Annotated in this window: 20 protein-coding genes; 12 read left to right on the plus strand and 8 right to left on the minus strand. The window is 56.2% G+C overall.

Going from position 1 to position 22601, the window contains the following annotated elements:
* Window positions 1-66: 66 nt before the first annotated feature.
* Window positions 67-1122 (plus strand): HoxN/HupN/NixA family nickel/cobalt transporter, encoded by a 1056-nt coding sequence (locus tag XX99_RS06595; protein WP_050058600.1) that lies wholly within the window; start codon window positions 67-69, stop codon window positions 1120-1122.
* A gap of 145 nt (window positions 1123-1267) precedes the next feature.
* Here the strand turns inward: XX99_RS06595 and XX99_RS06600 are convergent, their stop codons facing one another.
* A complete protein-coding gene (locus XX99_RS06600) occupies window positions 1268-2626 on the minus strand; it encodes an SAM-dependent methyltransferase (protein ID WP_050058601.1) in 1359 nt (452 codons plus the stop codon).
* A 368-nt stretch (window positions 2627-2994) separates the two neighbouring features.
* A complete protein-coding gene (locus XX99_RS06605) occupies window positions 2995-3456 on the minus strand; it encodes a hypothetical protein (RefSeq protein WP_050058602.1) in 462 nt (153 codons plus the stop codon).
* Between the two features lie 378 nt (window positions 3457-3834).
* Between XX99_RS06605 and XX99_RS06610 the strand changes: the two genes are divergently transcribed.
* From XX99_RS06610 to XX99_RS06645, 7 genes are all read left to right on the plus strand, one after another.
* Window positions 3835-4533 carry a Crp/Fnr family transcriptional regulator gene (locus tag XX99_RS06610; protein WP_050058603.1) on the plus strand — a complete coding sequence of 233 codons (699 nt, stop codon included), beginning with the start codon at window positions 3835-3837 and terminating at the stop codon, window positions 4531-4533.
* A 126-nt stretch (window positions 4534-4659) separates the two neighbouring features.
* Window positions 4660-5202: a hypothetical protein gene (locus XX99_RS27970; RefSeq protein WP_231581177.1), complete on the plus strand. Its 543-nt coding sequence runs from the start codon at window positions 4660-4662 to the stop codon at window positions 5200-5202.
* 12 nt (window positions 5203-5214) lie between these two features.
* The gene (locus tag XX99_RS06625; RefSeq protein ID WP_050058606.1) at window positions 5215-5610 is read left to right on the plus strand and encodes a DoxX-like family protein; all 396 of its coding nucleotides are present in this window, start codon (window positions 5215-5217) and stop codon (window positions 5608-5610) included.
* Window positions 5607-6494, plus strand: coding sequence for a DUF3419 family protein (locus XX99_RS06630; RefSeq protein ID WP_156185831.1), 888 nt, complete (start codon window positions 5607-5609; stop codon window positions 6492-6494). The genes XX99_RS06625 and XX99_RS06630 overlap by 4 nt, the downstream gene beginning before the upstream one ends.
* 155 nt (window positions 6495-6649) lie before the next feature.
* Window positions 6650-8002 carry a cytochrome ubiquinol oxidase subunit I gene (locus XX99_RS06635; protein WP_050059309.1) on the plus strand — a complete coding sequence of 451 codons (1353 nt, stop codon included), beginning with the start codon at window positions 6650-6652 and terminating at the stop codon, window positions 8000-8002.
* Between the two features lie 18 nt (window positions 8003-8020).
* Window positions 8021-9067: a cytochrome d ubiquinol oxidase subunit II gene (gene cydB, locus XX99_RS06640; RefSeq protein ID WP_050058608.1), complete on the plus strand. Its 1047-nt coding sequence runs from the start codon at window positions 8021-8023 to the stop codon at window positions 9065-9067.
* A gap of 129 nt (window positions 9068-9196) precedes the next feature.
* Entirely contained in the window at window positions 9197-10171 is a 975-nt protein-coding gene (locus XX99_RS06645) for a universal stress protein (RefSeq protein WP_050058609.1), read from the plus strand.
* A 419-nt stretch (window positions 10172-10590) separates the two neighbouring features.
* Here the strand turns inward: XX99_RS06645 and XX99_RS28550 are convergent, their stop codons facing one another.
* Entirely contained in the window at window positions 10591-10710 is a 120-nt protein-coding gene (locus tag XX99_RS28550; protein WP_156185832.1) for a helix-turn-helix domain-containing protein, read from the minus strand.
* 201 nt (window positions 10711-10911) lie between these two features.
* Between XX99_RS28550 and XX99_RS06650 the strand changes: the two genes are divergently transcribed.
* From XX99_RS06650 to XX99_RS06660, 3 genes are all read left to right on the plus strand, one after another.
* Window positions 10912-11622 carry a Crp/Fnr family transcriptional regulator gene (locus tag XX99_RS06650; RefSeq protein WP_082125312.1) on the plus strand — a complete coding sequence of 237 codons (711 nt, stop codon included), beginning with the start codon at window positions 10912-10914 and terminating at the stop codon, window positions 11620-11622.
* A gap of 128 nt (window positions 11623-11750) precedes the next feature.
* The gene (locus XX99_RS06655) at window positions 11751-12641 is read left to right on the plus strand and encodes a universal stress protein (RefSeq protein ID WP_050058611.1); all 891 of its coding nucleotides are present in this window, start codon (window positions 11751-11753) and stop codon (window positions 12639-12641) included.
* A gap of 138 nt (window positions 12642-12779) precedes the next feature.
* Window positions 12780-13514 (plus strand): nitroreductase family protein, encoded by a 735-nt coding sequence (locus XX99_RS06660; RefSeq protein WP_050058612.1) that lies wholly within the window; start codon window positions 12780-12782, stop codon window positions 13512-13514.
* A 125-nt stretch (window positions 13515-13639) separates the two neighbouring features.
* On the opposite strand, the gene XX99_RS06665 is transcribed toward XX99_RS06660, so the two are convergent.
* The 5 genes from XX99_RS06665 to XX99_RS06685 form a co-directional block, all read right to left on the minus strand.
* The gene (locus tag XX99_RS06665; protein ID WP_231581178.1) at window positions 13640-15091 is read right to left on the minus strand and encodes an NAD-dependent succinate-semialdehyde dehydrogenase; all 1452 of its coding nucleotides are present in this window, start codon (window positions 15089-15091) and stop codon (window positions 13640-13642) included.
* 75 nt (window positions 15092-15166) lie between these two features.
* Window positions 15167-16201 (minus strand): alcohol dehydrogenase AdhP, encoded by a 1035-nt coding sequence (gene adhP / locus XX99_RS06670; RefSeq protein ID WP_050058614.1) that lies wholly within the window; start codon window positions 16199-16201, stop codon window positions 15167-15169.
* Between the two features lie 574 nt (window positions 16202-16775).
* Window positions 16776-18413, minus strand: a complete 1638-nt coding sequence (locus tag XX99_RS06675; RefSeq protein WP_231581179.1) for an oleate hydratase — start codon at window positions 18411-18413, stop codon at window positions 16776-16778.
* 207 nt (window positions 18414-18620) lie between these two features.
* Window positions 18621-19547 (minus strand): universal stress protein, encoded by a 927-nt coding sequence (locus XX99_RS06680; RefSeq protein WP_050058615.1) that lies wholly within the window; start codon window positions 19545-19547, stop codon window positions 18621-18623.
* 125 nt (window positions 19548-19672) lie between these two features.
* Window positions 19673-20374 (minus strand): Crp/Fnr family transcriptional regulator, encoded by a 702-nt coding sequence (locus XX99_RS06685; RefSeq protein ID WP_050058616.1) that lies wholly within the window; start codon window positions 20372-20374, stop codon window positions 19673-19675.
* Window positions 20375-21060: 686 nt separating this feature from the next.
* Here XX99_RS06685 and XX99_RS06690 point away from each other — a divergent pair.
* Window positions 21061-21720 carry a Crp/Fnr family transcriptional regulator gene (locus XX99_RS06690; RefSeq protein ID WP_050058617.1) on the plus strand — a complete coding sequence of 220 codons (660 nt, stop codon included), beginning with the start codon at window positions 21061-21063 and terminating at the stop codon, window positions 21718-21720.
* Window positions 21721-22601 lie beyond the last annotated feature (881 nt).

Raw genomic sequence — 22601 nt, forward strand, 5'->3', positions numbered from 1 at the left:
ACTCGGCAATAGACGCGCAGGATGCGCGCTACCGACCTCAGACATTTGACGCGTAAAGTGAATCCAATGGCATCTCTCCTGCGGACCCTGTTTGATGATGAATCGAGCAACATTCGAAGTAAGATAATTGGCATTTATGCGGTATTGCTGGTGTTCAATCTGTCGGCATGGCTCTGTGCCCTCTGCGCATTCCACCGGTATCCAGTGTTGTTCGGAACTGCGTTTCTCGCCTACAGTTTTGGGCTTCGTCACGCAGTAGATGCCGACCATATTGCCGCGATCGACAACGTCACTCGCAAGTTGATGCAGGAGGGACAACGTCCTGTCACGGTGGGGTTTATGTTCTCACTCGGGCATTCAACAGTCGTGGTGTTGGGATCTGTCGCAATTGCTGCCACCGCGTTTGCGTTGCAGCACCGCATCGATAGCGCCAAGAATATTGGAGAGGTGATCGGCACCCTGGTATCGACGCTTTTTCTGTTCGGAATCGCGATCGTGAACTTGATCATTCTCCGGTCGATATATCAGGCATTCAGGCGGGTCCGGCGTGGAGAGTCATATGAGGAGGAGGACTTTGATCTGCTGTTGGGCAACCGCGGCTTTCTTAGCCGCTTTTTTCGGCCAGTCTTTAGGCTGATCCGATGCAGCTGGCAAATGTATCCGCTAGGCATCTTGTTCGGTCTCGGCTTCGATACCGCCACAGAGATTGGGCTGCTCGGCATCTCCGCCGCCGAAGCCTCCAAGGGGTTGTCTCTGTGGGCGATTCTCGTATTCCCGGCTCTCTTTGCCGCTGGCATGTCCCTGATCGACACCACTGACAATATCCTGATGGTGGGCGCCTACGGGTGGGCGTTTGTAAAGCCCATTCGAAAGCTCTACTACAACATCACAATCACCTTCATATCTGTGTTGGTAGCCTTTGTAGTCGGCGGAATCGAGGCGCTCGGACTGTTGGCCCGGCACTTCCATCTGAACGGAGCATTGTGGAATCTGATCAACAATCTCAACGAGAACTTCGGTGTGATCGGCTACGTCATCATGGGACTCTTTGCGGTGAGTTGGATACTATCCATTGCAATTTATAAATGGCGTCGTTTCGACTACCTCGAACTGAATGCCTAACTTCGAGCGCACACGGATCGTCGGTGGATTTGAGTTCGTTTGCTTCTGGGCATTCGAGAGGAGACTGGACAGGGGAATGCTGAGGCCTGGTTGCCCCGGTCACGATTCTTGCCGGATACATTCGGGCGGTTGAGCACATACGCATTCAGCTATCACCGGCAAGAGAATCAGAGCGACGAAGCCTGCTCTTGACACTTTTCCTGATTTCCCCGCCGTCACTTGTCGTGAATTCTGTTTGTTGCTCGGATGCACGATCGGAATACCAGTCGTCACGAGTGAGGGGTAAGCCGCTACGCCCTCGATCATGCCGGCTCAACAAAAGTTGATAAACGCCGAGATCCGCTCTACGGAACGCTGCTGCCGAGCCTGCCATATACAGCAGCCAGGTGCGATAGGTCACTTCGGAAACGGATCTCAAGAGCGTATCCGCGTTTCGCTGTAGTCCGTCAACCCAGCGCCGTAAGGTCAGTTCATAGTGTTCGCGGAGATTCTCCACGTCTCTTACTTCAAAGCCGGCGGACTCGGCCGCCTGAAGCGTCTGAGAGAGGGTGGCGAGCCGCGCATCGGGAAATACGTACTTGTCGATAAACGAGCTCTTTCGCGGTGGCGATCCGTAGGACCGGGCAATCCCATGGTTGAGAAAAACGCCGCCAGGCTTGAGCAGCCGATGGACCGTCAGGAAATACCGCGGGAGATACTTCACGCCGACATGTTCGAACATGCCAACACTCGCTATCTTGTCGAACAAGGCTCCGAGCCTCGCCTGTTCCCGGTAATCCAGCAATTCCACTGCGCAGCTCTGGCTCAAATTGTCTTGTTCAATCCGGTCGTTCGCCAATCTTGCCTGTTCGCGGCTGAGAGTGATCCCACGGGCAAGCACCCGGTATTTCGCGGCCGCATACAGAATGAGACCTCCCCAGCCACATCCGAGGTCAAGCATGCAGTCGAGAGGCTTTAATCTCAACTTCTGGCAGATCAGTTCAAACTTCTGGTTTTGAGCAACTTCGAGAGAGTCTCCGCTCGACCGAAAGTAAGCACAGGAATATGCCAATGTTTCCCCCAGCCATGGCGCATAGAATTCAATCGGCTGATCGTAGTGATGGGCAATCGAAGACTTGTCCCTGCGAAGAGAGTGCTCAGAGCCGCGCTTGATCCATTGGCCCAAATCAAACAGCGAGCTGGCGACGCTCTCGAGGATTTGTTGTCGAAGTCCCCGATGACGAGTGAGAATGTGTTCCGCGACGGAGAAGGCAGAGAAGATGTCTCCCTCGATATCCAATTCACCGTGAATGAATGCTTCCCCCATGGAGAGCTCGGTAGGCTCGGCCATGAGAGCCTGCAATGCAGCGGGAGTGTTCAGAACCAGTGCAAAAGCTGTTTGCTGCTCTCTGGCGGATGACCACTGCCACCCATTCCAGAGGCGGATAGAGAAAGGAACACCCTCATAGCCTTGAAATAGATCATCGAGCGTCCTGGCTTGTCGCGACTGTGTGGGCTTGAGCATAATTTCGCGACTCTTTCTTTCTGATGAAGTCAGACGCGCTATTCATTCTGCTTCGCGTCGGACATACTCTCCGAATCCGCAGATGTTGGAACCCTTGGATGAGGCTCGTTACTCATCGATCTTTCGGCTAGAAGGAAACGGTGCCCGGCAGAGTTCAATTCGGTCGAATCTGCTGGACGCGGATGGGTTGTGAGCGGATGCTGGCGCCGAGCGGGAAGGCGGATAGACGTAACAAGGACTCGGCAGCAATGGTCTTGTGGAAAGTGGCCTTGGTCGTTACAGGGACAGGGACACATGCGGCGTGTCACACATTCTCCCCGCCCGGATTCTCCCTGGGCAGTCATCGGATCGTATGCGGCCATCGCCGACTACCACACGAAGATACGAGCACCATCCCCGGAGGAATGGTTCCGTCCGGCCAGTGTCGATTCACCATGTGTCAGACCCTCGCTTCCTGGCGTCACGCCGGGAAAAACTGGCTCGAAGCCGGTCAGCTCGTCGATCTGCACGGCTTTGTGACGGTTCATGGTCTCGGCAGCAGCATCCGCCTGCGCGCCCGAACCTGTAGCGAACTCAAGCACCCCACCTTGTTGCACACCCAGGACGTAGGCACGCGCCTCCGCCTCCGCTGCTCCAATCTCCTGAAGGTCCTGGCCCAGGGCCAATGAAAAGTCAGTTCCAGGCGCGCTCAGAACGCCGGTAAGAGGCATGTCAAGCGGCTCGAAAAGAACGCGTATCTCCGCCGGAGCAAATCCAACTTCAGTAAGCTCACGGGTCACTGCAGCCGCTGAAGCCTCATTTTCAAATAGACCGATCGCAGTTCTTGCCATTTTGCCCTCCTGCTTCGACGCTCACGCTGTTAGATGGCGGACCGCAAGGCAAAACTTTACCTCCGCACGAAGAAGTGTGTATGTGATGGCCATCACTTTACGCAGTGTCCGCAAACACAGCATTCCTTGTGAAATCGCGGAAGACTATTGGGTGGAGAGTCCGATCACGACAGAATCCCCACGGTAGCCGGCGGGGCGATCGATATTCAAGCGAAGGTCGGAGTGTGAATGAGAGGTCTCCTCATAAACACATTTGGCATGGTCGACGTGATCGGTGAGCAGATCGAGCCGTACCTCCAGGTTGTCCCTTCAACATGATCGCACTTACATCACCTGCCCTATGCTTTCGCCGCAAATGAGAATTAAGAGGTGATTTCTATGTCTCCTTTCAGTCGACAGACCGGAACGAGAAGTTCTCGGCGCAAACCGCGTGGAAGGACCAACCTCCTTGACCTTAAGAGCAGCGCGCTCGTCCACTTCAGCAATATCGCGCATCAGGTTGCATATCCAGGTGGCGCGATCATTTTCAAAGAGGGTACGTCCGCAGACGGAATTTATCTGGTTTGCCTCGGCAGGGTAAAGCTCTTTGCCACTTCCTCCGACGGCCACAGGATGATTCTAAAGATTGCAGGTCCGGGAGACGTGCTGGGACTGAGCGCAACGCTGAATGCCTTACCCCATGAGGTCACGGCGCAGACGCTTGTCCCCTGTAACTTCAAACACATCGGTGAGCGTCTCTTTCTGAAGTTTCTGGAGTCGCATGCGGAAGCCGGTTACCTAACTGCGCTGACACTCGCCAAAGAGCACCGCGAAGTATTTCTCGGAGCACGCCGTCTGGCGCTTTCGCCTACCGCTTCCGCGCGCATTGCGCAGATCTTGATTGAACTTGCAGTAAAAGAGGCGGCGCCGCGCTTCCCGATGGAATTGACTCATGCCGAACTTGCCAACCTTGCGGGCACATCCCGAGAGACTGTCACTCGTCTGCTCAACCAGTTTGAACGCGATGGAATCATCGCGAGAGATGACTCGAACCTTACGATCCTCGAGCGATCGCAGCTGGAGAAGCTAGCCAATTAAAACAGGGGCGGAGCGATCCGGATCTGGTTGAGCCCTGCGACTGAGGAAGGTGAAATGATGAGTGGCCGCAATGCCGGATCAGGAACGGCGAGAGTCAGATCGCATCCAGAGGGTTGGCGCAGGGTGGTGAGCTGGCTATTCGCACAGGAGGCGGTGATCGAGACGGTCGCGACTAGAGTCCGCTTTGAAGTGAGCCCGGAGACGGCCTGGAACTTGATCATGTTCTATGAAGAGGTCCCCGGCCGGCCGCCATTTCTCCTTCGGGTATTTATGCCTTGTCCGGTGCGAACAGAAGGAACCAAGACCGGCGTCGGGGCAACAATTCGATGTATCTATAAGGGAGGAGATTTGGTGAAGCGCATCACCGCCATTCAACCGCCATGCCTGATCCGATTCGAGGTGACGGATCAGTGTTTGGGCATCGAGGGCTGTGTCGTAGCGCGCGGGGGTTCGTACATGATCGAACGCAATGGCGATGGCGCTGACATTGTGCTGACAACGAGATATTCGGCATACCTGCATCCGCGCTTTCTGTGGAACCCCCTGGAGAAGCTCGTGACTGGTCAACTGCATCGCCATATTCTCAACGGCATGCGTAGCAGTCGGTCGGAAATCTCCTGCGATGTGCGCTTGCCGGCTGAGCGCCCTCCCATCCCCGAACGTTATTGATGGAGATCTGGCATGCACAGCATCGCAATCACCTTCCCGTCATTAGTTCTTATACGGAGTAGCGTCGCGGCGGTCTGGCTCTATGAGGGACTATGGTGCAAGGTACTCGGCCGCATGCCGTCGCAAGTGGACGTCGTTTCGGCCGTCCCACGTTTCGGTCGCCGGTTGGGACTACCCTTCCTGAGGGCACTTGGTGTAGTGGAAGTTGGACTCGCTGTATGGGTCCTATCCGGTGGTGCTCCCGGCGCATGCGCGATCATACAGGCGGGGCTTCTTATCCTGCTCAATGTGAACGGTCTTCTGTGGGCGCGTAATCTCATCCACGACCCTGCTGGCATGATCGTCAAGAATGCTGCTTTCCTCCTGCTGGTATGGGTTTGTGGCGCGATGCCTGGAGGACGATTGTGACGATGGAGACGGCCTGGGAGGCTGGAACTCTCGGTTCTCCAAAAGGGCCGCAGCGCCTGCTCTTCGGGCAGATGCATGAAGACGCGGAGATTGAGCGCACGGCGTTCGAGGGAAAGAGCCGTGTGTTTTGCATCGCCTCGGCCGGCAGCACAGCGCTCAAGCTCGCGGAGGAGCACGAAGTGATCGCTTGCGATATCAACCCGGTCCAGCTTGCGTACGCTGAGAGGCGCGCGAACGGCGCCGCAACGATGACCGGCGATGCTGAGAAGGCGATGAGTTTCGCACGAGCGTTCATGCCTCTCATAGGATGGGGGCCGGGCACGGTCCGGACCTTTCTGATGCTCTCCGACACCGGCGAGCAGATGGCTTTCTGGCGAGAGCATCTCGACACGCTCCGCTTCCGCGCAGGCCTCGACGTGCTGTTGTCTCGCACCGTCCTGCGCACCCTGTACGCCCCGCAGTTCCTTTCCTGCCTGCCGACAGGGTTTGGCGCCGTGATTCGAAAACGGCTGGAGCGAGGCTTTGCCAACCATGCGAACGCCTCGAATCCCTATGCGCGGGCACTGTTACTTGGGGAGTCGTGTAATGACCGCACGGCGAGAGTGAGGAAGCCACAGTTTGTGCTCGGAGATGCGGCGACGTTACTGGAATCATGCGCCGCTCGGTCCTTTGACGGCTTTACGCTGTCAAACATCCTGGATGGCGCGCAACCGTCGTATCGGTCCCGACTCGCGCGGGCGGTGCGGCGAGCGGCGACAGACGACGCTATCGTTGTATTGCGAAGCTTCGCGGAGCCGCCTGTGCAACTTGCCGTGAACTATGCTGAACGCGACCGCTCCATGCTGTGGGGGGTTGTGGACCTTCGCAGTGCACATACGTTTTGAAGTGGTCGCTTATGATCAGCTTCCCATGCACCGAGCGCTTTGGAAAGAAGACACGACACGACGTCTGCGCGCACTCTCGTATCGAGAGCAATCCGCCACAGATGTGACCTGCATCACAGATGCACGGCAGAAAGCGAGCTATGGTGGAAGCTGCCATGACTGCCCTTCTGATGCACCGACTGCAGTTCGCGTTCACCATCACGTATCACTATTTGTTTCCGCAATTGACGATGGGCCTCGCACTGCTCATCGTCGTGCTCAAGACGGTTGCTCTGGTCAAGCACGACGAGCGGTATAACCAAGCCTCGCGCTTCTGGGCGAAGATCTTCGCGATCAACTTCCTTCTCGGCGTGGTCACCGGCATACCGATGGAGTTTCAGTTCGGCACCAACTGGTCGGAGTTCTCGCGACGAACGGGTGGCATCATCGGGCAGCCACTCGCGATGGAAGGTGTATTCTCCTTTTTCCTCGAGTCCACGTTCCTTGGGCTGTTCCTGTTTGGCGAGAAACGCCTCTCTCGGTGGGCGCACTGGGGTGCAGCCTTCATGGTGTTTGTCGGCTCCTGGATCTCGGGGTTCTTCATCATCGTCACGGACGCCTGGATGCAACATCCGGTTGCTTATCGTCTCTTGCCGGACGGCCGATTTGAGCTCACGAGCTTCTGGGGACTGCTGCTGAATCCCTGGGCGTGGCTGCAATACGCGCACAACATGTGCGGCGCAGTGATCACCGCAGCGTTCGTCATGTCCGCTGTCGGCGCATTTTATCTTCTGGACAAACGCGATAGCGAATTCGGGCGGCTATTTCTGCGCGTCGGCGTCATCGCCGGCCTTCTTTCCTGCGTCGTGCAAATCTTTCCGACCGGCGACCTGCAAGGGCGTTATACGGCGAAACACCAGCCGGCTGCAATCGCAGGCATGGAAGGGCTCTTCCACGGCGAGAGAGGCGCTCCGATCGTGCTGATGGGGCAGCCCGATATTGAGCGGCAACGCATTGACAATCCACTTGTCGTCAACAAAGTTCTGAGTTTTCTGATCTATGGGACGACTTCCGCAGAGGTCAAGGGGCTGGATCAGTTTCCCCAGGATCAGTGGCCGACAATGCTTCCGCTGCTCTTTTACAGCTACCACATCATGGCTGGTCTGGGGACGTACTTCGCGCTGCTCATGATCGTTGCCGCCTTCCTGTTGTGGCGCGGCAAACTTTACCGGGCGCGCTGGATATTGTGGCCAATCCTGTTGAGTTTTCCTCTTCCTTATATCGCGAATACCGCCGGCTGGATGACGGCCGAGATTGGGCGCCAGCCCTGGCTGGTATACGGTCTGTTGCGTACGGCCAGTGGCTATTCGACGCATGTCTCCGCGGGAAACAGCTTGTTCACCCTGCTCGGATTTCTTGGCATGTACAGCGTGCTCTCCATTCTCTGGATCGTGCTCGTGTACCGCTTCATTCAGATGGGGCCGGAGTCGGCTGAGGGCCATTCCCGTCCGGACGGCATCGCGGCCTAGGACGCAGAGGAGTAAACAATGGGAGCTGTTTGGTTCTGGATCGTCGCTGCGATGCTGGCCGCTTATGTGGTGCTGGATGGGTTCGATATCGGCATCGGCATTTTGTACCCGTTCCTCGCACGCAACGAGGACGACCGTAGCGTCATGATGCGCTCGATCGGCCCGGTCTGGGACGGGAACGAAGTCTGGCTGCTGGCGGGCGGAGGTACGCTCTTCTTTGCTTTCCCGCTCCTCTACGCTTCGGCATTCAGTGGCTTCTATCTACCGCTGATGATCGTGCTCTGGTTGTTGATCGGACGGGGCGCCAGCATTGAGCTTCGCTCGCACATTGATAACGGCGTATGGCGCAGCTTCTTCAATGGAGTCTTCTTCCTGTCGAGCGCGCTGTTAGCCATTTTCTTCGGCGCGGCTCTCGCGAATGTGATTCGCGGCGTGCCCATCGGGCCGGACAATTATTTCTTTCTGCCTCTTTGGACTAACTGGCGTGTCGGACCTCAGCCTGGCATCCTGGATTGGTATACCGTCGTCGGCGGCCTGGTCGCTCTTATGGCCCTTGCCGTCCACGGCGGCCTGTATCTGGCCCTGAAGGCGACAGGAGATCTTTGCGAACGCGCCCGGCGTTTCAGCCAGCAGGCGTGGATCGCGCTTTGCGTCATCACACTTGTCAGCTTGCTGGCGACCATTCTGGTACGGCCAGAGACTCTCGATCATTACAAGCTTCATCCTGTCTCCTTCGCCATACCCGTCCTGGTGGTTCTTTCGCTGGCGGGAATGAAAATATTTACCGTACGGCGACAGGAGCTAAACGCTTTCCTGTCTTCCTGCCTTTATCTCGCCATCATGCTGGTCGGCGCGGCTGTCGGACTCTATCCAACACTGCTTCCATCCTCCACAAACGCAGCGAAAGACATTACTGTGGCCGAGGCGCTTTCCGGCTCCTACGCAACGCATGTGGGCCTGATCTGGTGGTCCTTTGGCATCCTGCTCGCGATCGGATATTTCTGCGTCAGCTACTGGATGTTTCGCGGCAAGGTCTCTCCTCAAGCTGACGGTTACGGGCATTGAAAAGCACAATCCAGCGCGCTTTGCTGGAGGTTCAAGACAAAGAAGGGCTGTGACGTTCGTCACGCACATATGTGATCCACAACACAGCAGCCAAAAGCAGGAGACTCGTGAGAATGAAGGGAGATTCCAATGCAAAATGGTGTCGAGGGTCGCTTTAAGAGATGCACGCTGGCTGCGCCTGATCGGATTCTTGTTGCCACCGATTTCTCCGATATGGAATACCTCTTGCCCCACGCGATCGCGCAGGCACGGGCTGGCGGCTCCGAGGTAACGTTAGTTCACGCCGTTTCTCCTTGCAATGAGGTGGCAGTCGAGGCTGGTGCTGTCCCCTCTTATGTGGACAGAACAAAGATTGTTCGGGACGCCCGCGTGATGCTGCTTGGCGTCGTGCGTCAGATCGAGTCACGAGGAATCAGCTGCAATACCGCCGTTCGAGAGGGTCTCGCCAGCGATGTCATTCATGAGGAACTTCGGCGCACCGATGCGACCAGGCTCATCCTGGGTACCCATGGACGCGGGAGATTGGGTCAACTCGCGCTAGGCTCTGTCGCTCAAGAACTCATCTCCACGGTGAATATTCCGGTATTTGCCGTCGGATCCCACGCCCGCGATGCCGTTCGACACGCTACTCCGCGGAATATCCTCCATCCGGTATCTCTTATGGGCGACTATCAAGAGAGCGTAGATATGGCTCTCGACATCGCGCAAACCTACAGGTCCGAATTGACTCTCCTATATGTTCTGGATCCGGACGTCGCAGACAGCATCAATCCTGAGCGGATCCTGGACTGGGCCAGGTACGCGCTGGATGCGCTCGCCCCGGATGCGACGGCCCTCATGCCTCCCGTCCACACGCTCGTGACAACGGGCCAATTGACCGAAGAGGTCTTGAAAGCAGCGCTTCAGACCAACGCTGACTGGATCGTGCTGGGCTCGGACGGAGGCCATCGATTCGGACCGATCAACGCAAGCACAGCCTATAAGTTGCTTACGGCTGCGACTTGCCCCGTGCTCTCGCTTCGCCATGAGCCGTATCGAACCGGGAGCCGAAAACTGGAGGTCACTGCTCAATGCAGTTTCGCACCTTCAATTGCCCGAGCATAACGCGGTAGGCGCTTCTTTCGGATCATCGGCAATCGACCGAAGCGTGGCAGGTATGGGGCGATTCGTGTGAGCAAAAGTGAACAGAATTGAAAATAGTCGAATGGAATACTCGCTGCTAATTCGCTTGAGATTTTCTGCGAAAGAACACTTCACTTTCCTTGTGGCTGAGGGAAGGATCGCGTACCAATACAAATCGGCAATTGCACAGGGAGCGGACCGTAGAACATGCTGACCTATGACGCAAGGGAAAATGGATCTGTCTCAGAGACCGAAGCCTACGCCCGATCGAATGCGGCGCAGAGGACTCCGGGGAGCCAAGTTAATTCGAAGTTGAGGCTGGAGCACCAGCGAGGTCATACGTCTTTCAACAATCTGGACATCGTCGTTCCGAGCCCGCGAGCGATGATCTGCAGGGTAATTCAACCGACTTCGCGCTTACCGGTTTCAATATCTGAGAGGTGGCCCCGGTTCAGGTCTAAATACCAGGCCATCTCCCTCTGGGTCCATTTCCTTGCGTTTCTCAGATTTCGACTCCGCATTCCAAGCTGGGCGAGGAGGGCACACCAGACAATCCGGAAGAAGCCAGGAAACTGGCGCGATTACTTGTTCACCTGCGATTTTAACCGCTGCCTTCCCAACGTATAGCTATTTTGCCATTTACCCCTAGAAACGGGAAACGGATGCGGCCACAGGCAACGTAAGAGTTTTGGTTACGATGATCCGCTCGAAAGGCACTTTATATGCCGTCAGCCGCGCGACATTCCGCAGATAAATGTGCAGACTGCAGTTTCCGCACCCTGCGTCTCTTTTGCAATCTTGGCGATGATGCCATGCGTCGTCTGGACGAGATTGGAATGCACATGGCACTGCCAGGCCGCGCGGTGGTCTTCAAGGAGAGCCAACCCGCAATTGGTGTTTTCGTTGTCTGCGAAGGGCAGCTTAAGCTTTCGGCGACTTCTCGCGACGGACGTGTGATGATCTTACGTCTTGCCGGAGGTGGCGATGTTTTGGGATTGAGCGCGGCCCTGAACAACATGCAATATGAGGTGACGGCGGAGACGCTCGAACCCACCATCCTCAAGAGCGTACGCCGCGCGGACTTTCTCGAGTTCCTGCAGACCTATGTTGAAGTGGGGAAGAATACTTCACGGGTTTTGGCAAAGGAATATCACGAGGTATTTCTGGATGCCCGCCGCCTGGCGCTTTCCGGATCGGCCTCAGGCCGGCTTGCGCGCCTCCTGCTCGACTGGGCCGCTACTGCGGCCTGTGGTAAACCGGAGCTGCGCTTCACTATGGCGCTTACCCACGAAGAACTCGCCAATATGGCCGGAACCTCTCGCGAGACCGTGACCCGTCTGCTAAATCAATTTGAACGTGACAAGTTCATCGTCCGGCACGGCGCCTCTATCGTGATTCTGAGCGCGGATCAACTAGATCTGTTGGCTGGATAACAGGCTTTCTCTCAAGTAAGAGGTCACCTGATCGCACGATGTGAGCGGCGTCACAACCGACCGTATCCTCCGTCACCGACACGGCTTCTCTGACTAGCTGAAAGTGGGACGTAGGGAGGAAACCAGCAATGCGGAAAGATGCGTTGACGTTCAGGACGATTGCCGTAGCCACAGATCTGAGTGAGGCTGCGTCTTTCGCGCTCCGTTACGCCCAGGAAATTGCTCGCCGGCACGAATCGACGCTGGTGATTGTGCATGTAATCGACCCTGTAAGCTATGCGTTTCCTGCCGGAGCATCGGACGAGTTTAAGGGAGATCAGGCCGCTCGCGATGAATTGAGACGAATCGAGGAGGACACCCGCCGCAAAGGGATCACTGTTCACTCAGTCATAGAGAGTGGAATCATTTGCGAGTGTATTCTGCAGAGTTTGGCGGATCATCATGTCGATTTACTGGTGCTGGGCACACGCGGGAAGACAGAGGCCGGTCGCGTCGCGCTGGGCACGGTGGCCCGGCAGCTTCTCGGCAAAGCATCTTGCTCCATTCTGACGATTTCTCCAGGCGCAGATATATCTTTGCCGTGGGCCGGCCAATGGCGGCGCGTCCTTGCCGCGACGGATTTTTCTGCCGCCTCGCTCGCCGCTCTCAACCTTGCTCAATCGATCGTGCATGAGCAGCTTCTTGTTCTTCACACGGCCCATTGCGCGAACCAACATGAGTGCTCCCACTGCCTGGAACGGCTGCGCTTTCTCGCGCCATTCAACGAATCGCATACCGTGCCCGTGAATCACATTGTCGCGTCGGGGGATGAAGGGCAGGTCATCGCTGCATACGCTCACAGCTTCGATGCCGATCTCGTGGTCCTGGGATCACCGGGCAGGGAACTCTCGGAAGAAGACCTTCCTCGAAGCACGATCCTGCAGGTCATCTCACACGTTTCCTGCCCCGTACTTTGCGTGCCGGCGGCGAGAGGCACTACCGAAGGAGAACTCATTCAAGAGGTTGCATTTGCATGCTGATCAGAGAATTGAGCCGCAAGCATCTCTTCCGTCCCGTACATGTGTGATGGGCGTCACATCCTTTCCACCGTCCGTGACCTTAATGTCTGAAGAAGGTGTAGAAAACGCGCCGGCACAAAAACGGGCGAGGAGAGCGTGATGCGACGGATTCTGAAGGTCATTCGGGACAGGCATTCTGAGCGAGGAGCTTTCGACGCGAGCCGGTCTATCGAAAAGTCGGATCTGAAGCTGATTCTGGAGGCTGCACGATGGGCTCCGACCCCGAACAATATGCAGAACTTCGAGATACTGATCGTGGACGCAAAGGAGCAGCTCGAGGCGATTGGAAAGCTTCCTGCTGACATGTCGGAGTCTTTCCTCCGCGAGAACTATGCGCAGCTCGCTTTTTCCGAGGAAGAGCTCCGCGTCAGGAAGACCGGGGTGCTCGCCAGCATCTTTCCCCCCGCCTGGACGAATCCCGAAGCCTGGACTCCCGATTCAGACTATAGGTCTCAGCTTACTTTTCTCGGCAGATCTGTGCATGAAACACCATTGCTGCTTGTCGTTCTCTACGATGGCACCAAGCGCGGTCCCGGTTCCGAAGGAGATGTGCTCGGTCACATGAGTCTGGGTTGTGTGATGGAAAATATGTGGCTCATGAGCGAATCACTGGGGATTGGATTTCATGTCCTCACTGTCTTCAGCGATAGTCCGGTTGAGCAAGAGGTCAAGCGGGTTCTTCATGTCCCGGCGGCTATGAAGGTCGCCTTTGCCTGTGCCCTGGGATACCCAGCCGATCCTGGCGCCGCCTACCCCCGCGTCCGCCGCGAACTCGAGGAGTTCGTCCATCACAACGAATTTGGGCGCAAGGACGTCGTTTGGAGCTCTCGCTGACGCAAGCCTTGGCTGGCTAGACTGGCTCACATTACCTCAGGCATCCTCACGCCCACCTCATCGAGAGGGGAGAGTAAGTCGGCCGAATTCAGGTTTTATCCAGTAACGCAACTGAGGGTTCTCGATCAGGCTACGCGGATGAGCTTCTTATTCACGAACTCGCTAATGCCAAGGTCAGAGAGCTCCCGGCCATAACCGGAGTTCTTGACCCCACCAAATGGCAGGTCGGGGGCGGTCCACGTCGCTCTGTTGATAAAGACCATGCCCGTATCGATCTGGCGCGCAATCCGCTTGCCCCGTTCGATGTCCTTGGTAATCACCGATCCCCCAAGCCCATAGGGTGAATCATTTGCGAGCTTGACAGCCTCTTTCTCGTCCTTGACACGGAAGATCAGCGCCACCGGAGCAAAGAACTCCTGATAATAGGCTGGGTTTTCCGCCTTGATACCGGTAAGGATCGTCGGTTCCAGGAAATAGCCCGGCCGATTAAGCCGCTTTCCTCCCATCAATATTGTCGCGCCACCATCAAGGGCGCCTTTGATCTGCTTCTGGACCAGATTCAGCGCCCCGGCGGTGCAAAGCGGACCAACCGTCGTTTTCGCATCCATGGGATCACCGGGAACCAGCTTTTCCAGCTCCTTCTTAAATCGATCGAGAAAAGTATCTGCGATCTTTTCATCGAGGATGAACCGTTTTGCGGCGACACAACACTGACCGGTGTTGTTCATGCGCCCCCACAGCCCCCATTTCACTGCCGTATCCATGTCCGCATCGTCCAGCACGATGAAGGCGTCGCTCCCGCCCAGCTCCATCGTGCTTTTCTTAAGAGCCTTGCCGGCTTCGGAGGCGACCGCAGTACCGGCCCGTTCGCTGCCGGTCAGGGCGACGCCCTTGATGCGCTTGTCCCCGATCGCTGAGGCCGCCTGGTCGTTGGAAAGGAAGACGTTCGTATAGGCGCCCATCGGGGCTCCGGCGTCGAGCAACAGCTTCTCGAACGCCAACGCACACTGCGGCACATTGGGCGCATGCTTCACCACCAGTGTGTTGCCCACCATCAGATTCGGTCCCGCGACACGAGCCAACTGATAATAGGGGAAATTCCATGGCTCGACGCAAAAAAGAATGCCCAGCGGCTCATTCTCGACAAAGGCCTCGCCCTCATCTACCTTCAGCTTCTCGGGTGTCAGAAATTTCTCCGCATTGTTGGCATAATAATCGAGAATATCGGCGCTCAGATCAACCTCTCCTTGCGCCTCGCTAAACAACTTACCCATCTCGAGGGTAATGGGCCTGGCAAACTCGTCGCGCTTTTCACGTAAGATCGAAGCCGCTTTCTTGACGATTGCCTTGCGATCCGCCAGCGGTCTCAGGCTCCAGTCCTTCTCGAAGGTTTCCTCGGCCCGCGCAATGATGGCATCCAGTTGCTCATCCGTGTGCTCTGGAAATGTCTTGAGCAGTTCTTCCGTATAGGGATTGATTGTTTGGTATGCCATTTGGAAGTTAGTCTCCTTCAAGGTTGGATGTACTGTGCTGACAATGCGTCGCTTTTCAAAGTCAGAAACGACTGGGACGAGCAAGACGGTCTCAACCCGGATTCGCCGGAAGGCAGATAGCAGGGAATCACTGCTATCCGACCTCCGCGTCGGGATCCGTCAAGCCTTGGCAAGTTCGATTACCACGCGTCCATCGATCTTGCCCGCCTTCATCTGATCGAAGATCTGGTTGATGTCTTCGAGCGCCGCGGTTGTGTAGGTTACTTTCACCTTGCCTTCGGCGGCAAAGCTCAGGCATTCGGCGAGATCGGAGCGAGTTCCAACGATCGAACCACGGAGAGTCTTACCGTTGAGCACCACATCAAAGATCGAAAGGGAAAATGTTCCCGGCGGCAGACCGCAGAGCGTCATCGTGCCGTTGCGGCGCAGGAGATCAACGCCGAGGGAGAAGGCCTTGGGCGAAACCGCGGTGACCAGGACACCGTGCGCCCCTCCATCCGTCTCTTTGAGAACGCGCTCCGCGGCGTCGGGTTCAAGTGCGTTCACAGCGAGATCGGCGCCAAGCTTCTTTGCCAGCTCGAGTTTGTCGGGCGCTATATCGACAGCCACTACGTGCAATCCCATGGCCTTGGCATACTGCACCGCAAGATGCCCGAGGCCTCCGACGCCCGAAATCACAACCCATTGGCCGGGCCGGGCCTCTGTCTGCTTCAGGCCCTTATAAACGGTTACGCCGGCACAAAGAACTGGAGCGATCGGCGTAAAGTCGACACCTGCGGGTAAATGGCCGACATAGTTTGGATCGACCAGCACATATTCCGCGAAGCTGCCGTCAACCGAGTATCCAGCGTTTTTCTGCTGTTTGCAGAGGGTTTCCCAGCCAGTCAGGCAGAACTCGCAGTGTCCACACGCGCTATAGAGCCAGGGAACTCCAATGCGGTCGCCTTCTTTCACCACACTGACTCCGTTGCCTACCGCGACCACATAACCAACTCCTTCATGACCGGGGATGAACGGTGGCTGCGGTTTGATCGGCCAGTCTCCGGTAACAGCGTGCAGGTCGGTATGACATACACCGGTGGAAATCACCTTGAGAAGCGCCTGTCCAGGCCCTACTTCGGGAATCTTCACCTCTTCAATCGTGAGTGGCTTGCCGAGTTCTCTCACTACGGCGGCTTTCATTGTTTTTGCCATTTTGTTTTCTGCTTTGTTTATGCCATCAGGGAACGGGACGGGATGACCAGGCTCTCCAGGTTCCATACAGGCGTTTGTTTGGTTGCCATGTCGAGCCTCCGTGCCTCTACTATTTACCTGTACGGAATCATCGCGCAGTGATGTCCGTCACAACTGTTGTAGAGAAACGCTTCAGGCCTTTCCTGCTCACGGGGCAGCAGTCAGCTGTTACCTGGCGCGCCCACCGGTGCAAACCCGGATACGGAGAACGACAGTCCACTGCGTTGGCAAAGTCCGACTTCTCTTTGTGCGACCGAAGGCTCTGAAATCGATCCTGTATGCGACGGATCAGGAACTGGGCTCCTTCGCTCTGCCCAATTTGCCGCGACTCCGACCGGCAGGATGGATAGCCGTCTGATTCTTCTCCATGTCTCGAAGAAACCAGCTCCCAGGGAACCCATTACTGTGTTCGTCGATCAGGCTGGTGATTGCCTGCGGGAGGTGCTGCCTCCTGATATCACAGGGGAACGCCACCGGACGATCGGAGTGGAATCTGGCGGTGCTGCCGTGCCGATGCACCGAACAGCGGCATACTTCAGCCAGTCATGTCGTGCAGCGTTCTGTATGCCTTATAGAGAACGCGCGGATCGTGATGTCCTTTATAAACTGGCGGCGGCTTTCGTTTGAGGTCAAGCAACGCGTACACGGCTGTCTGCGCGGAACGGATCGAGTACTCCACAGTAAAGACGACATCATCCGGGAGCTCGCAGAATTGACCGGTGAATGCCAGGTTCTTCCATCCTTCCGGTTGTACCTGGGGCCGGTCTCCCTTCACCCGCCGCAGAAATTGACTGGTGATGAATGGCATCATGCAGGGGATACAGGTAGAGGTCTCAAGAATATGGATTGCCTCCGTCTCGACCCGCAAGTGACCGAGTACCTCGGTCATGATCTCCCGGCCCGTGCAAGCCGCCATCGATTTTTTTACGAAATCTCCGGGTTCGTCGACGGAAAGTCCATAACCCCAGAAGACATTGACGCCCTCTGGCTGACCGATGAAGTGCGGTTGGTGAGGCAACACGATCGACGCGAGCCAACTTGACTCTGCGAAGGTGATCAGACCACCCTCGCCAGGGACGTTCCCGGTGAAGTCCCGGACGATACGGAAGAACGCCGGATCGCGCAGGGTGGTCGTGAAAGATACCCACTTCGACTGATCGATGTGGTCGGTGAAGGTAGAGGGCCGGCCAAACTCCGGTCTGCCGGCAGCGATCTTCTCCCACAGCGTCCATGCACCGCCGTCCGCTTTGCCATGTAGGGCCGGCACAGACTCCATCGAGCCCAGGCAGGATGCCTCGGTCATCGAACCCAGGGTCACAATCACAAGGTCCTCGGAGGCGACGTCGATCTTTCCCGAGACTCCTCCGCTTTCGTAATGAATGCTCCTCACCCGTTTCGCATCACTCTCCTCGAAGAGGAGATCGGTAACACGGGTATTCAGCTCAAATCGAACACCGCGTTCCTCCAGCCATCGTTGCAGCGGCCGGACCATCGAATCGTACTGGTTGTAAACCGTGCGCATGATTCCATGAAGCCTGTTGAATCCCTCGACCATATGGGTGAACCGCACCAGGTAACGCTTGAACTCTACGGCGCTGTGCCAGGGTTGGAAGGCAAAGGTTGTGCACCACATCAGCCAAAAATTGGTTTCAAAGAACGAGGGGTCGAACTGATCTGCGATGCTGCTGTTTCCGAGCCCCCCTTCCGGCTCCGCAGCTAGGCGTTCCAGGGTAAGAATCTGCTTTTCGCCAAGACCATACCGCGGAGCGTCGATTCTGCGCCCATCCCGGACGAGCCTCGACTTTGACGAGGTCTTCATGGTTTCGTTCCATTCAAAGATTTCCTGCGTCACCGTTTTGCTCTGGTCGAGTGTGGGAATGGAAGAAAACAGATCGTAAGTGCATAGATACTTACTTTCGAGCATCCGGCCACCGCGGAGAGTGTATCCGTCGTGAGGCGTTCCAGTCCCGTCGAGGGAGCCTCCCAGTTTCTCCAGCTCCTCCAGGATGGTGATATTGCAGCCCGGAATATCGCCATCCCGGATGAGAAATGCGGCTGCCGCAAGGGAAGCGATACCGCCGCCAACGAGATAGACCTTCCTGTGTGCACTACTCTCGACGTACTCTTCGCGCTTCAGCACTGGCGACGGCGAATTCTGGACCGCACTATTCACGATGATTCCTCTGTAACTCTGTGCTGCTCCGTGCCGCGATTTGTGGATATGGACTTTCGACAGCGAGGCGTATAGACAATTTCGTTCGCGATAAGCGGAAGCAAAGGCGCTTGATGTGGTCTTCATCACATCAAGTCGGCGTAATAACGCGGATCAGTCCTGACATAGGGAATACCTCCGATTGAGACCGTTTTCCGGTGCCCACATCTACGGTGCAGCAGGCAGGCCGGAGGTGCCAAGGAGAGTCCCTTCCTTGAGAACAAGAACGGGACACGGCGCCCTACTGATAACGCCATAGGCCGTTCCCGGCACGATCTCTCTCCGGAACGACGCGCCAGAGACCGCCCCGAGGAGGATCAAGTCAAACTTGCCTTGCCCCGCAACCCGAAGAATCGTCTCGGCGACATGGCCTCGTTCGATCATGCATGCGGGACGAGTTTCTTGTGCGCTGATACCGGACAGAATCTCCTGAAACATGCGTTCCGCATAGGAGCGCACGCGCGACGCGGAAGGATGAGCTTTTGCGACTTCTGGAAGGACATGCAGCATGGTGAGGTCGGCCTGGTGAATCCTGGCAAACTTGAGAACAGACTCGGCGACCGAGCGTGATTCCCGGTTCAGTGCCGTAGCAAAAAGAACGCGGGCATCCTTTGAAAAAAACTTGCCATCGTGCTGAACTTCCGGGCCGATCGCGAGAACGGGAACCTCGACCTCACGGAAGATCGACTCCGCTACAGATCCCAGGAGTTCCTGCTGGGCCTTCTGAGAGCCGTGCGATCCTATGATCACGTGATCCGGTCCCCACTCCTGGACCACCTGTCGGATTGTGTCTGCTACGTGGCAGGTACGCATAGTCCAGGCGCACTGCACCCCTGCGTCTCTCGCCTTCTTGGCTGCATCCTCGAGAATTGTTTCCGCATGATGCTGTACTCCTTCCCGGTCGCTATGAACAAGCAAGGATGGATTCGTATCCGAGGAGTTCACGTCCGGGAGCACGTGGATGAGCCTCAATTCGGCTCTGTATTGCAAGGCATGGTCAATCGCAACGGGCAGGGTATGCTGCAGATCTGTCAAATCCGTGGCAAGAAGCAGCCGGGATGGCAGGGTCGAGATATTGCCTACTTGAAGCGACATGGCGTTCTCTCCACAAAGAGAATGTTTTCAGATACGGGCTAATTTGGATGTGCGATTTTGCACGTGTCCACTTGACTTGCGTCACCCGGCAACGATCTCAACCGCCAGGAAAGAAACCGCTCCAATCAGAGCAAGAGTTCAAGTCCTTCTTTCCGAAGAATCGTCATTTTCGTTCCTTTAATCGAGATGATGCCTTTGCGCCTCAAGTTGTTCAACACTCGGGTGACAGACTCTCGAGAACTACCGAGCATGGACGCAATGTCTTCATGCTTGAGCACCATGTGGATTTCCGGTTGAGCGTTGTCTGCGGTTGCGCTGTCGACTGCGAGCTCGAGCAGAAGATGAGCCACCCTGCCCGCAATGGAGCTGGAGAGTGCCAGGCGGCATGCATCCGCCAGTGCCGAACGATATTCATTACTCAGGCTTTCGGCCGCGTGCAGACTGCCCTCCACGTGGCGCCGGATGAAATGCAGAAAATCCTTCTGGTTGAATGTCTTTATCTGCGTGGGCTCGATTGCCTGGGCCGTGACTTCGTACGGTGTATTCGAGAGCGCCGCGCTGAGACCCAGGACATCTCCCGGTTTCGCTATCTTCACCAATAGCGTCTTAGCGTCGCGCGAGGACGCAGTGAGCTTGACGCGGCCATCGCAGATTACTGATACGCTGCGCGAGGCCTGCCCTTGCGCAAACAGGATGCTGCCCATCGGCAGCATGACGTGGGTGCTCATCGCATCGTACTCGGCCAGTGCCTGCGGCGCCAGGTTGCAAAACCAGCCTGGTTTCTTGGCTTTGCATAACAGGCAGTTCTCGGCGTGCATGGGCAACATCGGCTCTCCAGGTGCTCCTCTCACTCCAGGGCAGAACACACGCTTCCCTGTAAGGGTTCTCGGTCTGATTCATTGTTTGCTGTTCACGCCGAGAAGGAAGTCATTGCTGAAAGCAGCACTTTGCTGTCCGATGCCGGGCCATCTTATGCCTCAGAGCTATTAGGGGACAGGGAGCTGCGCAGAGAATTCCGGTCTTCTTGCTGCGATGAAGGTGTGGACTCAGCCGATTTGACGCTCGGGCGCTCATGGCCGGCAGGTCGGCACGGCGATCCTTTGCCGTAGTTGCTACCTGGGTTACCGATTGTAGTTTCAGTGCTTCGGCACGGGCGATGCGAACCGCATAAGCTAAGGCTAAGTTCGATGCCAATGAGAAATCGGTGCTTACCACAGTGGACCTGGCATCTCGCGTTCCTCGCTCCATAATTCCGCCTTTGGTGCAACTCTATAGCGGGGACAGAGCCAAAACGGGTGACACGTATCACGCGACCACGTGACGCACGTCACATTGGGATACTTTTATGGTTCGTATCTCCACAGACCAGCATCTCTTCTCTAAGTGCTCCAGCTTGTTTTTCTGTGATACTCATCACAGACTCTGTCTCTTCACACGTTTATCCTTAGCCCGTGGGCGGTCGCACCCTTCTGAACCGCGCCCGGGGAAGATCGCCTCCGGGGGGCGTATTCGGATGGCCGATGCTAAGAACACGATATTTGACGCAGCCGGCTTTCTGGCTAAAGCTGGGCTGGGACGAAGAGTCGTTCAATTAAAGGCAAAGCATGTCTTCTTTTCGCAGGGAAACTCTGCTGACTCCGTTTTCTATCTTCAGAAGGGTCGCGCGAAACTGACTGTCGTTTCGAGAGGCGGTAAGGAAGCCACGATCGCGCTTCTCTCCGCCGGGGACTTCGTTGGCGAGGAATCAATCGCCGGAGTGGCTGGATTCCGATTGTCAACGGCCACTGCAATTACTGCCTGTACCGCACTCAAGATTCAGAGGGTCGAGATGATCCGCGTGCTGCATGAGGAGCACGCGTTCTCCGATTTGTTCTTGAAGTTCTTGTTGGCTCGGAGTATGCGAAGTCAGGCCGATCTTGTCGACCAACTCTTCAATTCGAGTGAAAAGCGGCTGGCACGAATTCTCCTGCTGATGGCGGAATTTGGTAAGCCGGGCGAACCGGAGACGCTGATTCCGAAGATTACGCAGGAAACTCTGGCGGAAATGATCGGCACCACCCGCTCCCGCGTCAGCTTCTTCATGAACCGCTTTCGTAAGCTCGGTTTTATTGAATATAACGGCCGTATCCGAGTTCACAAATCGCTGCTCAATGTGGTTCTGCACAACTCATAACCCAAAAGCCGTAGGTTCAAATCCGCCCCCGCAACTTGTCCAGCTCCAGGAACAAGGATTTTCTCTTCATGATTACGGGAGCTTGGTATCGGCACTCCCAAGCCCATTGATTGTTTGCCCGCGCGACGTTGCGCAGGGTGCCGCGTGAGCGTGGGCTGTTTGTCTGAGCATGAGCAAAACAACACAGACAAGTGGACATCTCCGGTAGAGACTGCTCTGAGCAGAGGGTCACGAAGTAATGCAATACCCCCGGCACCAGAATCATCATTGACACTAACTCTCGGTTACGGCCACAACGCAATTCTTGCGGGTACACTCCAGGCTTCGTATCGAGGATTCAGCCTTGATGACCGGAATCGCTTTGCCGGGGTCATCAGTGAAGCCCAGAATTTTTGGGTGTACGGGGATCGTATAAAGGTTCAACATGCAGTCGGGTCATCCAGCAGACACAACTTCTTATTCGCCTGGGATGAGTTGTTTTACTTCTCGGACACACACTCCTGGCAGCGGAATAGGCTTGAAGTAGGCATTCACAAGTACATTTCCGATTCTCTAGCTCTCGAATCCTACTATTTACACCAAACAGACGGTCATAGCCGACCCGGGGAGATCGATACGGTTGGTCTTAGTCTGGTGCTGCGTGTCCGCTAAGGCGTGAGGACAGTGAGTCGGCGCAAGGTCCGTCTTCTTGTAAAGATGAGCTGGGTTGTACAGAAATTAATTCGCCACAAGACGAACATCGAAGCGTGTGTGGGCCATTGCCTTCGATAAAGTCGCGGCTACGGAAAAGAACCAAGACGAAGCTTGATCTTAGGGCAGGAGTGAAGAAGTTTCTCCCGACCGTAAAGCAACAATGATGTCGTTATCGTATTAAGTCGTTC

The organism is Silvibacterium bohemicum (assembly GCF_001006305.1).
Classification (GTDB): domain Bacteria; phylum Acidobacteriota; class Terriglobia; order Terriglobales; family Acidobacteriaceae; genus Silvibacterium; species Silvibacterium bohemicum.